We start from the raw sequence: 15,834 nt of genomic DNA, 5'->3' as shown, positions 1-15,834 counted from the left end.
ACTGCTATCGTGTGCTGATGATGGATTCAGACGCTGAACTGGTGCGGGCTCCCCGTCTGATACAAGGTGCCACCGAGCACCGGCGCCGCCGAACGGGCCAGCCGCTCGGCCAGTCCGCGAAACGCCACCGAGGCTCCCGCCAGCGGAAAGGCATCGACCACGCTGCGGCCCAGACGCGCCGCGCGGTGCAGATACTCATCGGCAGGCACCGATCCCATCGAGGTCAGTTTCACGGCCAGATAGCGGCTCGCCGCCTGCGCCATATTATCGTATACCACTTTTGCCTCGGATTCGGAAGCGCCGGTGACGAGAATGCCGAACGGACGGCGTCCCAGCTCCTGGCTCAGGCGCTTGATCAGGCAGTACGCGGCCTTGATCGAGGTGGCACTGGTCGACACTTGCACCACGATATCGGACGAGGCCATCAGCGGCACGGGGAAGCAATCGCCTTCGTCGGCCATGATGCCATCGACCAGCACGATGCCGCTCTGGCGCGCCAGCACCTCGAAGGTCTTGCCCAGGCGGCGCAGTTCTTCCTCGCCCGCATAGTCCATGCTGTCCATCAGGTGGTTGCGCGCGCCCAGGCTGGCCACGCCGAAGCCTTGCGGCACCTGGTGGATGACCTGGTTCAAGGCGCACTGCTGGCGCGCCACGTCGCGCAGGCTGGCGCCGTGCGCCAGTCCCAGGCGCGCGGCGACGCCGTCGCTGCCGCCGCTGGCGTCGAGCAACAGCACGTCATTGCCGCCGTAGACCAGCGAGGCGCCCAGGTTGACCAGCATGGCGCCCTTGTCGTCCTGCGGCGTGGCTGATAAAAATGTCATCACGCGCGGCTGCGGGCCAGCCAGCATGCGGCGCAAGCCTTCGGCCTGGTCGAAATCGAAATTAGCCAAGGCGCACCCCGCGCGCTTCATTGTTGCGGGCGGCCGCCTGCGCCATCAACAGCGGCAGTTCGGCATCGGAAAACTGCGTCGCCGCCGCATCGCGCTTGAGCTTGAAGGCGCGGTCGATCAGGTAGCCGCGGTCGGCCAAGTACAGGTCTTCCGGCACGCGCTGGCCGTTCGACACATAAAACAGGTTGAGTTTCTGGCGGATCACCACGTCGAGCACATTGCCGATCGAGGCCGCTTCATCGAGCTTGGTCATGATGCAGCCGGCCAGGCCGCTGCCCTGGTAGGCGCGCACCACTTCGTTCAAGGTTTCCTGCGTCGCCGTGGAGTTCAGGCACAGCAAACGTTTCACGTCGGCGCCGGCGCCCGACAGCATGGCCACCTGTTCCGTCACCATCTGGTCGCGCTGGCTCACGCCCACCGTATCGATCAGCACCGTGTGCTTGTTCTTCAATTCTTTCAGGGCGATGCGCAAGTCCGCTTCATCCTTCACCGAATGCACCATCACGCCGAGGATCTTGCCGTAGATGCGCAACTGTTCGTGCGCGCCGATACGATAGGCGTCCGTGGTGATCAGGGCCAACTTTTCCGGGCCGTGGCGCATCACGCAGCGGGCCGCCAGCTTGGCCGTGCTGGTGGTCTTGCCGACACCGGTCGGGCCGACCAGCGCAAACACGCCGCCCTGCTCCAGCATGGCGTCTTCATTGGCGACCGTATTCAGGTTACGGCTGAGGACAGTCTTGATCCAGCGCATGCTTTGCGCGCCATCGAGGCCGGCGGGCAGCTTGTCGATCAGGTAGCGCGCCAGGCTGGCCGAGAAACCGGCGGCCAGCATTTCGCGCAGCACCACGGCTTTTTGCGGCTCGCGCTGTTGCGTCGAGCCCCACGAGATTTCCGCCAGCTGGGTTTCCATCATGCCGCGCATGGCGCGGATTTCATTCATCATGCCGCTCATCTCGGCGGCGGCGTTCTCTTTGACGTGCGCCAGCGCGCTGGCCATCATCTGCTGCATGCGGGCCATGTCCACTGGCTCGCCGGCAGCCTGGCGCGGTGCGGCAGGACGTGGCGCAGCCGGGCGCTGGGCCGGGGCGGCCGGACGCTGCGGCGTGGCGAACTGGGTCTGCAACTGGGGACGGGGCTGGGACATTTCGGACGCGGCCGGCGGCGACGCCAGCGAAGCGGCATCGTCATTGGCCAGCGCGAGGATTTCCACCACGCCATCGGCCTGGCGGTTCGACAGGATCACGGCATCGGGACCCAGCGCTTCACGCACCTTGCGCAGCGCATCGCGCGACGAGGCGCCCGTAAATTTCTTCACATTCATGACCGGCCTCCCAGGGCGGGGGTGGCGCAATATTGGCTGAACTGTGTGACCATCGTCGACTCCTGTTGCTTGGGTGCTGTCTTCCACATGGACACAGATCACCCGGACAGTTTCCATTATTAGCGATGCTTGGAGGAAATGATCGAAGGAACAGGACGGGAAAGTACCCGTTATTCAGTTTGCCGGCAGGAAATTGATGAAAAAATAAGCAAAAAAGTGGCAACCCGTCGCTTCGCGATCGGAGTGCGCCCCATTGGGACGCACTCCCCCATCGAAATCTAGGGTCAGACCCCCTCGCACGTTGGCGATGACCTTCGTGTTGGTGGTGTTGAGGGTCTGACCCCGGCATTAACCATGTCAACTATTGCGCGCCCACCAGGCTGGTGACGCGGATGGTCTTGGTTTCCGGCACTTCCGCATGCGACAGCACTTTCAGCTGCGGCAAGGCGCGGCGCAGGAAACGCGACAGCAAGGCGCGCAGCGGCGCCGGCACCAGCAGCACCGGCGTCAGGCCCAGCGCCTCCTGCTGCTGCGCGGCCAGGCCTGCCTGGTGGGCGATGGTATCGGCCAGGCCCGGCTCGATGCCGGCGCCGTCGCCGCCGTTGCCCATGGCTTGCATCAGCAGGCGCTCCAGGCGGCTGTCCAGGGTCATCACGGACAATTCGGCGGCGCCGGGGAACAGTTGCTGCACGATGGCGCGGCCCAGCGATACGCGCACCAGCGCCGTCAGCTCGTTCGGGTCTTGCGTATTGACCGTATGCTCGGCCAGGGTTTCGATGATGCTGCGCATGTCGCGGATGTGCACGCCCTCGGCCAGCAGGTTCTGCAGCACCTTTTGCAAGGTCGACAGCGACAACATCTTCGGCACCAGGTCTTCCACCAGGCGCGGCGCATCCTTGCCCAGGTGATCGAGCAGCGACTGCACTTCCGCGCGCCCCAGCAGTTCGGAAGCGTGCGAGGTGATCAGGTGGTTCAAGTGCGTGGCCACCACGGTGCCCGCATCGACGACCGTGTAGCCCATCGATTGCGCCTGGTCACGCAAGCTGGCGTCGATCCAGGTGGCGGGCAAGCCGAATGCGGGATCGCTGGTGGCCACGCCCGGCAAGGTGCCGCTGGCCATGCCGGGATTAATCGCCAGGAACTGCCCGTTGAACGCTTCGCCCACGCCCACTTCCACGCCCTTGAGGGTGATGCGGTAGGCGGACGGTTTCAATTCCAGGTTGTCGCGGATATGCACGGGCGGCGCCAGAAAGCCCACTTCCTGGGCAAATTTCTTGCGGATGCCCTTGATGCGCTTGAGCAATTCGCCGCCCTGCGTCTTGTCGACCAGGGGAATCAGGCGGTAGCCCACTTCCAGGCCCAGGGTATCGACGGGCATGATGTCTTGCCAGCTAGCTTCTTCCTGCTCGGGCGCCACGGTGGCTTGCGGCACGTCGGCCGGCCTCTCGGCCGCTTCTTTTTCCTGCGTGCGTTTCTTGCTGATCAGATAGGCGGAGCCGGCCAGCGCGGAGGCCAGCAGCAGGAAGACCATGTTCGGCATGCCCGGAATCAGGCCCATGCCGCCGATGATGCCGGCGGTAATATACAGTACTTGGGGTTTCGCAAACAGCTGCCCCACCAGCTGGGTGCCGATGTCCTGGTCGCTGGCCACGCGCGAGACGACGATACCGGCTGCCGTGGAAATGATCAGCGAAGGAATCTGCGCCACCAGGCCGTCACCGATGGCCAGCAGGGTGTAGTTCTTGAGCGCGTCGGCAAAGCCCATGTCGTGCTGCAGCAAACCCACCAGCAAGCCGCCGACGATATTGATGACGGTGACCATGATGCCGGCGATGGCGTCGCCGCGCACGTATTTGCTGGCACCATCCATGGCGCCATAGAATTCCGCTTCCTGCGCCACTTCCGTGCGGCGGCGGCGCGCTTCGTCTTCGCCGATCAGGCCGGCGTTCAGGTCGGCATCGATGGCCATTTGTTTACCAGGCATGGCGTCCAGCGCGAAGCGGGCACCCACCTCGGCGATACGGCCCGCACCCTTGGTCACGACGGTAAAGTTGATGATGGTCAAAATGATGAACACCACGATACCGACCGTGTAGTTGCCGCCGATCAAGAAGTGGCCGAACGCTTCGATCACTTTACCGGCCGCGTCGGCGCCCGTATGGCCTTCCGTCAGCACCACGCGCGTGGACGCCACGTTCAGCGACAGGCGCAGCATGGTCGACACCAGCAAAATGGTCGGGAACGCCATGAAGTCGAGCGGCTTGACCGTGTACAGCGCCGTCAGCAGCACGATGATGGACAGCGCGATGTTGAAACTGAAGAAAATGTCGAGAATGAAGGCCGGCAGCGGCAGCACCATCATCGCCAGCAGCATGATGATGATGATCGGCGCGGCGATGCCCTTGCTGGCGTTGCTGCTCATTCCGCTGAGCCAGGCTGGCAATCTCAGGCCGTTCATGGTGTACTTCCTTTATTCTTGTCTGCCGCGTCTGCTGCGGCTTTGATCTGCGATGCGGGGTCGAGTGGATCGAGCTCGGGCGGCACGTCGAGTTTTTTCGGCTTGTCGGGCCGCTGGCCATGGCCACTGCCGTAGCTGCGCAGCTGGAACACATACGCCAGCACTTCGGCCACGGCGCCATACAGCGCCTCGGGGATCTCGTCGCCGATGTCCGTGTGCTGGTACAGCGCACGCGCCAGGGCCGGCGCTTCCAGGATGGCGACCTTGTGTTCGCCGGCCAGTTCGCGGATCTTCGCCGCCACCTCGTCGATACCCTTGGCCACCACCTGCGGCGCGCCGCGCGAATTCTCGCCATACTTCAGGGCCACCGCGTAGTGGGTAGGATTGGTCACCACCACGTCGGCCGTCGGCACGTCGGCCATCATGCGGCGGCGCGACATTTCATGCTGCATCTGGCGTATCTTCGCCTTGATCTGCGGATTGCCGTCCGACTCTTTCGCCTCTTGCTTGACTTCCTGCAAGGACATTTTCATCTTGTTAGCGTAATGCCACATCTGGTACGGGCCGTCGATGGCGGCGATCAGGCCCAGCGCGCCCACGATCATCAGGAAAGCCGTAATCAGCAGGCTGATCAGATGGGCCGAACCGGCGCGCAAGGATTCGACCGACAGGCCCAGCACGGCGTCTTTCTGGTGCTGCATCACCATCCAGGCGACGACGCCGACGACGAGCGTCTTGGCGATGGCCTTGAGCAATTCCACCAGCGCATTCTTTGAAAACATATTGCCCAGGCCGCGAATCGGGTTGAGCTTGCCAAAATTGGGGGTGAATGCCTTGGAACTGAACAGCCAGCCCCCCACCAGCACGGGCGAGGCCAGGGCGACGAGCATGATCGCCAGCGCGTACGGCAGGCAAGTCAGCAAGACGGAACCCACGTCGTAGCCGATGCGCAACATCATCGCGTCGGGATTGAGGATTTGCTCCCGGTCCAGGGTCAGGCCGGAGACCATGACCGCCGTCAGCCGGCGCACGATGGCGTCGCCGGCAAACCACAGGCAGCAGCCGGACGCCATCAACACCGTAAACGTGGCCACTTCACGCGATCGCGGAACGTCGCCTTCCTCACGCGCCTGCTCGAGGCGCTTCGGTGACGCGGCTTCGGTCTTTTCTGCGTCGCTGTCTTCCGACATCAATCAACTCCGGTGAAGTCCTGCAGCCTGGTTAGGCGCAATACGGACTGGGCATGACGCATTATCGGTTTAATTAGCGCAACGCCATCAAGGGAAAAGGAGGGCTAATCCCCTGCTTTTCCTTTGCTCTCCAGAAACCTTAGCGGGACTTCCTGGCCTCTGCCTGCTTGACGGTCTGCTCGATGGCACCAAACAGCGACTTGCCGTCATCGCCCAGCATTTCCAGTCGAACAACATCACCGAACAGCAAATAGGGCGTACTGGCGACGCCATCGGCGATCATCTCCTGGTTACGTCGCTCAACGATGCTGGAAAAACCCTTTTTAATCTCCTTGTTGGCGACGCCGCCCGCGCTGACCACGCTGCCGGCGCGCGCGTTGCGCGTCTGGCACAGATGCGCAAGCAATTGCGGATAATTAAACGCCATATCGGCGCCCGCGTGGGGCTGGCCCGTCAATTTTCCGTTCAGGCTGCAGCGCAGCGCGTAATGCACCTTGCCGCCGCGCCAGGCGTCGCCCAGTTCGTCGGGCGTGATGGCCACCGGTGAGCAGGCCATGGCCGGCTTCGATTGCAGGAAGCCGCAGCCGCTGGCCTGCTCCTCGGGCGCCAGATTGCGCAGAGTAATATCGTTGACCAGCATCAACAGCTTGATGTTCAGGTGCGCCTGGTCCGGCGTCGAGCCCATGGCCACGTCATCCGTGATGGCGGCGATACCCGCCTCGTAATCGATGCCCCACTGTTCGTGCGCCAAGGTGATGTCGTCGTGAGCGCCGAGGAAATCATCGCTGGCACCCTGATACAGGCGCGGCGCCTCGCGCAAGTTGGCGGGTACATCAACGCCTGCGGCCTTGCAGGCCCGCTCGATCTGCTGCAGGTACGATGCGCCGGCCACGCGCAGGCTGCTGCGCGGCAAGGGCGCCATGCAGTTGGCAGGGTCGAACTCGAAGGCGCGATGGCCGCGGCCGCTATTGATGGTCTGGTACAGCAAATCGAGCTGGGGCGCGATGAAACTCCAGTCGTCGAGCGCCTTTTGCAAGGTCGAGGCGATGCCATCGGCCAGGTGGGCCGTTTTCAGGTCGCGCGAGACGACAGCCAGCTGGCCGTCACGCGTGCCGTCTTTCAAAGTTGCTAATTTCATGTACGGGAAACTTCGTCAAATGCGGGCAATTAGGGACCAAAGACGCCAAAAAGCCGGGACATTCCCGGCTTTGGCGGTCAGGAGGGATTTATGCCAGCAGCGCGATCTGCTCTGGCGTCAGATAGCACCACTCGCCTTCGGCGATGCCCAGCGATTCCAGCGTCAGGCTGCCGATGGCGGAACGGTGCAGCGCGCTGCAATGGTTGCCGGCGGCGGCCAGCATGCGCTTGACCTGGTGGTATTTGCCTTGTTCGAGCACGATTTCCAGCTGATGCTCTCCCCGTTTGATGCAGACGAGGGCCGCCAGCGGGGCCGGTTCATCGTGCAATTGCACGCCAGCCAATAGCTGCGCCACTAGTTCATCGGTCACGGGCTCTTGCGTGGTAGCCTGGTAAATCTTGGGAACATGACGCTTCGGCGACGATTGCGCATGGATAAAGGGGCCATCGTCGGACATCAGCAGCATGCCGGTCGTATCGTGGTCGAGCCGGCCGACGGGCTGGACTTCGCGCCAGGTGAACTGTTCCGGCAGCAGGGTCAACACGCCAGGGTGATGGCTGGGCTTGCGCGAGCATTCGAAGTTGGCGGGCTTGTTCAGCGCCAGGTACAGGTGCGCGCGGTATACCCACTCTTCTTCAAACACGTGCAGCACCAGGCCTTCGGTCTCGACGGTGGTACGGTAAGTGGTCTGGGTGACGCCATCGATGACGACATCGCCATCTTCGATGAGGGAACGACAATATTTACGGGTGCCAAAACCCTGCGATTGCAGGATGCGGTCTAGGGATAATTTACTCATGGGCGTGACTTTACCAGAAGCGGCTGACAGCGTGAAGCGGCGGCGCGCGCCGCCTGCGCCAGTCGGCGGACCGTGCACCAGCCTTGCGCAGGCACAGATACGGCGATGCACAAGGTGAGATTTCGATATAAATGGCCCATTCCTTTGAGATATATCAAGCGCTCGGAATATCGCATTGATAGACTGAAACTTCGTTAGGAATCCGCCTAATGTACTTTAGGAATTGTGGCAGTCGCCACCCCTCATAAGGACATCGTATGAAGCATACCGATACCATCGCCTTACAAGGCAGCATCGCCGACATGCGTCAGCGCATCGCCGCGGAACAGGCGGCCATGCACAAGGTCAGACTCGGCGTGGCGCGCTGGCGCAACACCCCTGCGCCGCAGGATGCGGACGCGCCGCCAGCCCCAGCGAGCCAGACGCGCTGGCATGCCGAGGCGCAATGCCATTTCATGTGCTGGCTGGAACTGGGCGGTTTTGCGCACGCGGATGCGGCAGCCGACAAGGTGAGCGCGCCCGCCATGACAGACATGCCACCCGACAGCAGCGCCAACTCCGGCAACAACACAGCAGCGGCGCCGGCCCCCTTGCCCGCGCACTGTAACGGCTGCGCCGCCTGAGCGCGCCACCATCGGCCCTGTCATGCCCTGCCCCCGCATGCCTGCCTTGCCAGCCAGACCAGATCACGCATTGCACGATGCCAGCCCACCCGGCACGGACGACGCACAAAAGGAAACGGCGGCATTGCGCCGCCGTTCCCAAGCCCCATCGGGACTTCAGTGAGGAATGTAAATTCACTCAAAACCACATCTGCGATGCGGCGAGTAGTTCCAAGACCTGCCAATCAAGTTAGTACTGACAACATAGTTGATATATCGCCCCTCCTTGAAAAGAACTACGCTTTCACTATAGCCCAAGCAGCCCCTTTTTCAAGCCAAATTACCATCTTATTGAAAATCATTCTCGACTGGCTTGCCTGCCAGCCAAGAGTGATGCCTTCAACGCAACGCCGGTTGTGACTGCTGCACGGCCGCCTTCATGGCGCCTGCGCCCATGGCGGCGCCAAATTTCTTCAGCACCCGCTCCGGCAAGCCTTCATGCTGCGTGTAGTCGACGATGTCTTCCGCCTTGACGACATCGCGCGCCACGCTGTCGACCGTGCCAAAATCGTCGGCCAGCCCCATTTCCACGGCTTTCGCGCCCGTCCAGTACAGGCCGGAGAAGGTATCGGCCGTTTCCTTCAGGCGCTTGCCCCGTCCCGTGCGCACCACGTCGATGAATTGCTGGTGGATTTCATTGAGCATGCCTTGCGCATACGCCTTGTGCTTTTCCGTCAGGGGGCTGAACGGGTCCATGAAGCCCTTGTTCTCGCCCGCCGTCAGCAGCCGGCGCTCGACGCCCACCTTTTCCATCACGCCCGTAAAGCCGAAGCCATCCATCAGCACGCCGATGGAGCCGACCACGCTGGCCTTGTTGACATAGATGCGGTCGGCGGCGGCGGCGATGTAATAGCCGCCCGAGGCGCACATTTCATCGACCACCACATACAAGGGCTTGTCCGGATAGCCCTTGCGCAGGCGCTGCATCTCGTCGACGATCATGCCGGCCTGCACGGGACTGCCGCCCGGACTATTAATGTGCAGCACCACGGCCACGGAACCGGCATCGGAAAATGCCTTGTCCAGCGCGGGGATGACGACGGCGGCCGAGCCGCTGCCTTCGGACTCGATACTGCCGCTGATGTCGATCAGGGCCGTGTGGCGGCCCAGGGTCTCGCTGTCGTCGGCCGTGTTGTAGTCATAAAACACCCACAGGGCGAACAGCACGATCAGCAGGCCGAACACCTTGAAAAAGATGCTCCAGCGGCGGTGCGCGCGTTGCTCTTGCAAAGTGGCAAATACCAGCTTTTCCAGCACGTCGCGCTCCCAGTTCCCCGCAGGGGCGCCGTGGCCGGCGGCTGGCGCGCTGCTGTCCAGCTTGTCATTCGTGTTTTCGCTCATGGTTCACTTTGTTTAAATTGCAATAATGCCTGTGCCCGGCATCAGGCCGGCAGCGGCTGAACATACTCATCGGGTTGCCAGTACAGCTGGCCATCGCGCTCGCTCACTGGAATCGGGCGCAAGCGGCCGCCCTTGCAGGGACCGCCCGCGCACAAGCCGCTCTCCGGCACATAGATGGCGCCATGCGTCGAACACATCAGGTACAAGCCGCTGGACTCGAAAAACTCGCCCTCGGCCCAGTCCAGTTCGATCGGTACGTGGGCGCAGCGGTTCAGGTAGCCATATGCCTTGCCGCCGTGGCGCACGACAAAGCCGGTGGTCGCTTCGCCACCAGCCGAGACGGGAAAGCGCACGCCCTTGCCGCCATCGGCCAGCGCATCGGCGGCACAAATGAATACGTCGACAACATCGCTCATCATGCGTACTCGCTCAGCCATTGATGCAGATCGGCCACCGTGGCGGCCGAATACAGGGGATTACAAGCCTGCAACTGCTCCACCGGATGCGCCCCATACTCTACGGCAATACCGGCCGCACCTGCATTGCTTGCCATCAACAAATCATGACTGGTGTCGCCGATCATCACGGTGCGGCGCATATCCTGCCCCAGTTCGCGCGTCAGCTCCTGCAGCATGGCCGGATGGGGCTTGGAAAACGTTTCATCGGCGCAGCGCGTCGCATCGAACAGCGACAGCAGCTTGACGGCATTCAGCGAACGGTTCAGGCCGACACGGCTCTTGCCCGTGGCGACGGCCAGAAAGTACGCTTGCTGCGAGAGTTCCTGCAGCATTTCCTGCACGCCGGGAAACAGGGTCAGCTCATGGTCGCGCGACAGATAGTGATAGCGATAGCGTTCCGCCATGCGCGCATGGTATTTCGGCTCGACATCGGGCATCACCAGCTGCATGGCTTCGTGCAAGCCCAGGCCGATCACATGCGAGGCCAGCAACTCGGTGGGAATTGGCAAGCCCAGGTCTTTCGCCGACGCCTGGATGCACTTGACGATGGTCGAGGTACTGTCTATCAGGGTACCGTCCCAATCGAAGACGATCAGATCAAATTGCTTTCTTGCCATGTTTCCCGACGACAAAGCCGCCGGCTCCTTGAGAATGAATGATGGCGACTGACTACCTTGTGAGTAGTGTCCCCGCACGCGATGGAGAGCTATCGTGCGGCAACGGCCAAGGGTTTGCCCAAGCTTACCAAGAAACGCTCGCATTCGGCAGCCAGCGGCGCATTCAGGGTCACCGTCTTGCCCGTCTCCGGATGCGTAAACGTGATCTGGTGCGCGTGCAGGAACATGCGCTTCAGGGCGCCGCGCGTGCTGTCGGCTTTCAACAGGGCACGGTTGAGGGCAAAGTCGCCATATTTATCGTCGCCCGCGATGGGGAAACCGGAGGAGGACAGATGCACGCGGATCTGGTGCGTGCGTCCCGTCTTCAATTCCGCTTCCAGCAAGGCGAAGTTGTGATATTTATGCAACAGTGAAAACACCGTGTGCGACGCCAGGCCATCGGCCTGCACGGCCACCCGGCGCTCGCCTTCGGCCGTCGTGTATTTATGTAGCGGCAGCTTGATATGCTGGCGCGCATTCTTCCAGTCACCGGCCACCAGTACCAGGTAGCGCTTGTCCGTGAGGCCGTCGCGCATCTGCTCGTGCAAATTCGTCAACGCCGTGCGCTTCTTTGCCAGCAACAGCAAGCCGGACGTGTCGCGGTCCAGGCGGTGCACCAGTTCCAGGAACTTGGCGTCGGGGCGCGAGGCGCGCAATTGCTCGATCACGCCGAACGAGACGCCCGAGCCGCCATGCACGGCCACGCCGGCCGGCTTGTCGATGACGAGCAGCTGCGCATCTTCGAAAATGATCTTGAATTCGGCGGCCGGCGCGCCCGTGGGGGCCTTTTCGGCCACGCGCACGGGTGGAATGCGCACCACGTCGCCGGCGACAAGACGGTACAGCTGATCGATACGGCCTTTATTAACCCGCACTTCTCCCGATCGCAAGATCCGGTAGATGTGGCTTTTAGGCACTCCCTTGCACACTCTTAATAAGTAGTTGTCGATACGCTGGCCTGCTTCTTCCTCGGCGATCGTTACGAATTGGGCTTGCGGCTGAACCGGGGGTGTTGAAGGGGGAACAACATCTTTTTGACTCTTCATTTACTATGTCTTCCCAGAAATCTCTCTAAGTCCTTCATTTTGAATATATAATTGTTTTTGCTGCGGCCCTGGCTGCTGCGAGTGTAAGAATAAAAGCACATTTTACACAGGGGCGTCTCCACCGGCCTCGCCAAATTGCAAATTCGGTGGAAAAAAATGTATATGCACCATCCCTGCGCGAATCAAGGTTGCACCGTAGTTGTAATCGGATAACGCGTGGAGATGCTGAAGTGAGTGTGGGATTATAAGGATAAGTACCCGTTAGCGCGACTTATCGAGTCGGGCTCGCGGGTTGATGAAGTTGATAACGCTTGCCGTTTTCGCCAAACCCCGTATGTGGCCAAATACTGAGGGTTGTCGATGATAGGCTGAGGCCAAGCCTCGCCATCGCGATCCCTGTAATGAGCCGGCTAACGATTTTGGCTCTGAATTTGCTGACCACTTGCATTCTCTGCCCCCGATGCAGTTCATTCTCATCCGGGCTGTTTCAGATGAGTTGCAAGTGTCCTGTGCACTCGGCATGACGATTGACCTCACCGCGCCTGTTGCGGCCGTAACGCATATCTCGTACGCGTTGTTGCTCCGCACGCCTGGGCATTTCCCCCGCCAACACTCCCGTTCTCGCATATATCCCTGTACTTTCGTCGCTTCCCCGGAAGCGGCTTTGAGATGGCCTACGGGTCGCGGAGTTATAAAAATGAAACGCATGTTGTTTAATGCCACGCAGCAAGAAGAACTGCGCGTAGCGATTGTCGACGGACAAAAACTGATCGACATCGATATCGAGACAGCCGGGCGCGAACAGCGCAAATCCAACATCTACAAGGGCGTCATCACGCGCATCGAGCCATCGCTCGAAGCGTGCTTCGTCAGCTATGGCGAAGACCGCCACGGCTTCCTGCCTTTCAAGGAAGTTGCCCGCACGTATTTCCGCGAAGGCGTCGATGTGCGTAACGCTTCCGTCAAGGAAGCGCTGCGCGAAGGCCAGGAAATCATGGTGCAAGTGGAAAAGGAAGAGCGCGGCAACAAGGGCGCTGCCCTGACCTCGTTCGTTTCGCTGGCCGGCCGTTACCTGGTCTTGATGCCGAACAACCCGCGTGGCGGTGGCGTATCGCGCCGCGTGGAAGGTGAAGAGCGTCAGGAATTGCGCGAAACCATGGATAAACTGGACTTGCCAGCTGGCATGTCCGTCATTGCCCGCACCGCCGGCATCGGCCGCAACGTCGATGAACTGCAGTGGGACTTGAATTACCTGATGCAACTGTGGCGCGCCATCGAAGGCGCCGGCAAGTCGGCCAACGGCGCTTTCCTGATCTACCAGGAATCGTCGCTCGTCATCCGCGCCATCCGCGACTACTTCCAGCCCGACATCGGCGAGATCCTGATCGATACCGACGAGATCTACGACCAGGCGCACCAGTTCATGAGCCACGTGATGCCCGACATGGTGCACCGCGTAAAACGCTACAGCGACGACGTGCCGCTGTTCTCGCGCTTCCAGATCGAACATCAAATTGAAACGGCGTACAGCCGCACCGTGCCGCTGCCATCGGGCGGCGCCATCGTCATCGACCACACCGAAGCGCTGGTTTCCGTCGACGTCAACTCGGCCCGCGCCACGCGCGGTTCGGACATCGAGACAACCGCCTTCAACACCAACTGCGAAGCGGCCGAAGAAGTGGCCCGCCAGCTGCGCCTGCGCGACTTGGGTGGCTTGATCGTCATCGACTTCATCGACATGGAAGTGGCAAAAAACCAGCGCGAAGTGGAACAGCGCCTGAAAGACGCGCTGCACCATGACCGTGCCCGTGTACAAATGGGCAAGATTTCCCGCTTCGGCCTGATGGAACTGTCACGCCAGCGCCTGCGCCCTTCGTTGTCCGAAGGCTCGCACGTGACGTGCCCGCGCTGCTCCGGCACCGGCCACATCCGCGACACGGAATCGTCCGCCCTGCAGGTGCTGCGCATCATCCAGGAAGAAGCGATGAAGGAAAACTCGGCCACCATCCACGTGCAAGTGCCCGTGGACGTGGGCGCCTTCCTGCTGAACGAAAAGCGCGGCGAAGTACTGAAAATCGAGAACCGCCACCGCATCGCCGTGATCCTGATCCCGAACAAGCATCTGGAAACGCCGCACTACAAGCTGGAACGCATCAAGCACGACGATCCGCGTCTGGAAGACAGCCAGGCCAGCTACAACCTGGCCGAAAGCGCTGAAACCGACATGGCTTACAGCAAGCGCCAGAAGGAAGAAGCCAAGCCGCGCCAGGAAGCCGTCGTCAAGACGATCACGCCTGACCAGCCAGCACCGCTGGTCGAGCGCAAGCCTGTCGAAGCGAAACCAGTCCCGGTGGCCGCACCTGCCGCACCACAAGGCTTGATCGCCAAGATCATCAGCTTCTTCACCGGCGCCCCGGCCCCGGTGGCGCCAGCGCCCGCCCCTGTCGCACCAGCCAAGCCGACCGGCGCCGACCGCGGCGACCGCAACAGCCGTGGCCCGCGTGGCCGTGGCCGCAACGGCAAGCCTGGCCGCGAAGAACGCGAACCGGGCCAGGGTCGCCCAGCCCAGGACGATGCAGCGAAAGAAGCGGAAGCACTGGAAAAGGCGGCCCGTCCGCCACGCCCACCGCGTCCGCCACGCGAACCGCGTGAAGCGGGCGAGGCAACGGCGGCACCACGCGAACGGGGCGAGCGTCCTGAGCGCGCGGAACGCCCTGAGCGCGCAGAGCGTCCAGAACGCGCCGAACGTCCGCCACGCCAGCCACGCGAAGGCCGCGAGCCACGCATCGACAAGGCTGTTGTTGCTGAAGTGAAAGCGGATGAACTGGCCCTGGTTGGTGCTACCGCCAGCGCCGTCAATGTGGTCGTACCGTCAAGCGGTCCGGACGCTGATGCAGCACCAATGAGCTTGCTGAAAGCGCCGGTCAATGCCGGTCCTGAAGGCGAAGAGACGGAAAACGACGTGGAAGGCGAAGAACCGCGCCGCCGCCGTCGTCGTGGTGGCCGCAACCGCAACCGCCGCGACCGCGAAACGGGCGAGCTGATCGAATCGGCAAACGGCGAGAACGAAGGCCAGGACGCGCCAGTGATCAGCTTTACGGTCGCTCCGGCGCCGGAAGCCGCCGCTGATGCTACCCCGGTCGCCGTCGTGGCTGCCGCCGCTGTCGTCGCCGTCGCTGCGCCAGTGGAAGCTGCCGTCGTGGAAGTGGTCGAAGTGGTCGAAGTGCTGGAAGTGGCCAAGGTCGAAGAAGCCGCTCCTGCCGCAGAAGCCGCACCAGTTGCTGAAGTGATCGTGCCACCAGCCCCTGTCGAAGCGGTTGCAGCGCAAGCTGAACCAGCCGCTGCCGAGCCAGCACCAGTTGCCGAGTACAGCTTTGCCGAGAAAGTGGAAGCGGCACCGGTGCCAGCGGAAATCATCGTCGAAGCCGTGCCAGTGGTGGAAGCTGCGCCTTTGGTCGAAGCCATCGCCGTGATCGAGGAAGCACCAGCGCCAGTGGCTGAAACGGCGCCTGCCGTGGTGGAAGCCGCACCGGTGGTTGCCGAAGTTGCGCCTGCTCCTGCTCCTGCTCCTGCTCCTGCTCCTGCGCCATCACCTGTCGTCGCTGCAGCGCCGGCACCTGCGCCGCTGGACTTGAGCGCAGTGCTCGGTTCGGCCGGCCTGACCCTGGCTGCCACCGATCCGGAAAAACTGCGCCTGGCGCAGGAAGCGGCCGCCAAGGCAGTCGCTCCCGTGCGCAAGCCGCGCGAACGCAAGCCATTGCCGCCGCAATCGGATGAGCCGTTGATCCAGGTCAACACGCAACGTCCATAAGCGCGCCGGGTTCGCCCAGCCGCCAATGATGAAAGGGGGAGCTCAGGCTTCCCCTTTTTTACGT

General features: G+C 62.1%; 12 protein-coding genes. 2 read left to right on the top strand and 10 right to left on the bottom strand.

Annotation, left to right across the window (positions count from 1 at the left end; translation table 11 throughout):
- Window positions 1-26: 26 nt before the first annotated feature.
- From ACP7EG_RS00560 to ACP7EG_RS00535, 6 genes are all read right to left on the bottom strand, one after another.
- A complete protein-coding gene (locus ACP7EG_RS00560) occupies window positions 27-890 on the bottom strand; it encodes a MinD/ParA family ATP-binding protein (protein ID WP_426086001.1) in 864 nt (287 codons plus the stop codon).
- Window positions 883-2,211: a flagellar biosynthesis protein FlhF gene (gene flhF, locus ACP7EG_RS00555; RefSeq protein WP_099762516.1), complete on the bottom strand. Its 1,329-nt coding sequence runs from the start codon at window positions 2,209-2,211 to the stop codon at window positions 883-885. Before flhF ends, ACP7EG_RS00560 begins: the two co-directional genes overlap by 8 nt.
- 361 nt (window positions 2,212-2,572) lie before the next feature.
- Window positions 2,573-4,669 (bottom strand): flagellar biosynthesis protein FlhA, encoded by a 2,097-nt coding sequence (flhA, locus tag ACP7EG_RS00550; protein ID WP_426086000.1) that lies wholly within the window; start codon window positions 4,667-4,669, stop codon window positions 2,573-2,575.
- Entirely contained in the window at window positions 4,666-5,859 is a 1,194-nt protein-coding gene (gene flhB, locus ACP7EG_RS00545) for a flagellar biosynthesis protein FlhB (protein WP_426085999.1), read from the bottom strand. Before flhB ends, flhA begins: the two co-directional genes overlap by 4 nt.
- A 139-nt stretch (window positions 5,860-5,998) precedes the next feature.
- Window positions 5,999-6,997 carry a fumarylacetoacetate hydrolase family protein gene (locus ACP7EG_RS00540; RefSeq protein WP_426085998.1) on the bottom strand — a complete coding sequence of 333 codons (999 nt, stop codon included), beginning with the start codon at window positions 6,995-6,997 and terminating at the stop codon, window positions 5,999-6,001.
- 88 nt (window positions 6,998-7,085) lie between these two features.
- Window positions 7,086-7,796 (bottom strand): pseudouridine synthase, encoded by a 711-nt coding sequence (locus ACP7EG_RS00535; protein ID WP_426085997.1) that lies wholly within the window; start codon window positions 7,794-7,796, stop codon window positions 7,086-7,088.
- A 257-nt stretch (window positions 7,797-8,053) separates the two neighbouring features.
- Here ACP7EG_RS00535 and ACP7EG_RS00530 point away from each other — a divergent pair, with 257 nt between their 5' ends.
- The gene (locus tag ACP7EG_RS00530; protein ID WP_426085996.1) at window positions 8,054-8,419 is read left to right on the top strand and encodes a hypothetical protein; all 366 of its coding nucleotides are present in this window, start codon (window positions 8,054-8,056) and stop codon (window positions 8,417-8,419) included.
- Window positions 8,420-8,797: 378 nt separating this feature from the next.
- Here ACP7EG_RS00530 and ACP7EG_RS00525 read toward each other — a convergent pair whose 3' ends face one another.
- The 4 genes from ACP7EG_RS00525 to ACP7EG_RS00510 all read right to left on the bottom strand — a co-directional run bounded on the left by ACP7EG_RS00525 (window position 8,798) and on the right by ACP7EG_RS00510 (window position 11,959).
- Window positions 8,798-9,799, bottom strand: a complete 1,002-nt coding sequence (locus ACP7EG_RS00525; RefSeq protein WP_426085995.1) for a S49 family peptidase — start codon at window positions 9,797-9,799, stop codon at window positions 8,798-8,800.
- Window positions 9,800-9,840: 41 nt separating this feature from the next.
- Window positions 9,841-10,218, bottom strand: a complete 378-nt coding sequence (locus ACP7EG_RS00520; protein WP_426085994.1) for a Rieske (2Fe-2S) protein — start codon at window positions 10,216-10,218, stop codon at window positions 9,841-9,843.
- Complete coding sequence (locus ACP7EG_RS00515) at window positions 10,215-10,874, bottom strand: HAD-IIIA family hydrolase (protein ID WP_426085993.1); 660 nt, start codon at window positions 10,872-10,874, stop codon at window positions 10,215-10,217. Before ACP7EG_RS00515 ends, ACP7EG_RS00520 begins: the two co-directional genes overlap by 4 nt.
- Before the next feature lie 89 nt (window positions 10,875-10,963).
- Window positions 10,964-11,959, bottom strand: coding sequence for an RluA family pseudouridine synthase (locus tag ACP7EG_RS00510; protein WP_071075830.1), 996 nt, complete (start codon window positions 11,957-11,959; stop codon window positions 10,964-10,966).
- 697 nt (window positions 11,960-12,656) lie between these two features.
- On the opposite strand from ACP7EG_RS00510, the gene ACP7EG_RS00505 reads away from it, so the two are divergent.
- Window positions 12,657-15,770: an Rne/Rng family ribonuclease gene (locus ACP7EG_RS00505; RefSeq protein WP_426085992.1), complete on the top strand. Its 3,114-nt coding sequence runs from the start codon at window positions 12,657-12,659 to the stop codon at window positions 15,768-15,770.
- Window positions 15,771-15,834: the final 64 nt, after the last annotated feature.

Origin of the sequence: Janthinobacterium sp. PSPC1-1 (assembly GCF_049897625.1) — a bacterium.
GTDB lineage: Bacteria > Pseudomonadota > Gammaproteobacteria > Burkholderiales > Burkholderiaceae_D > Janthinobacterium > Janthinobacterium tructae.
Note: the sequence above shows the minus strand (reverse complement) of the source record. Positions and strands in the feature narration are given on the sequence as shown.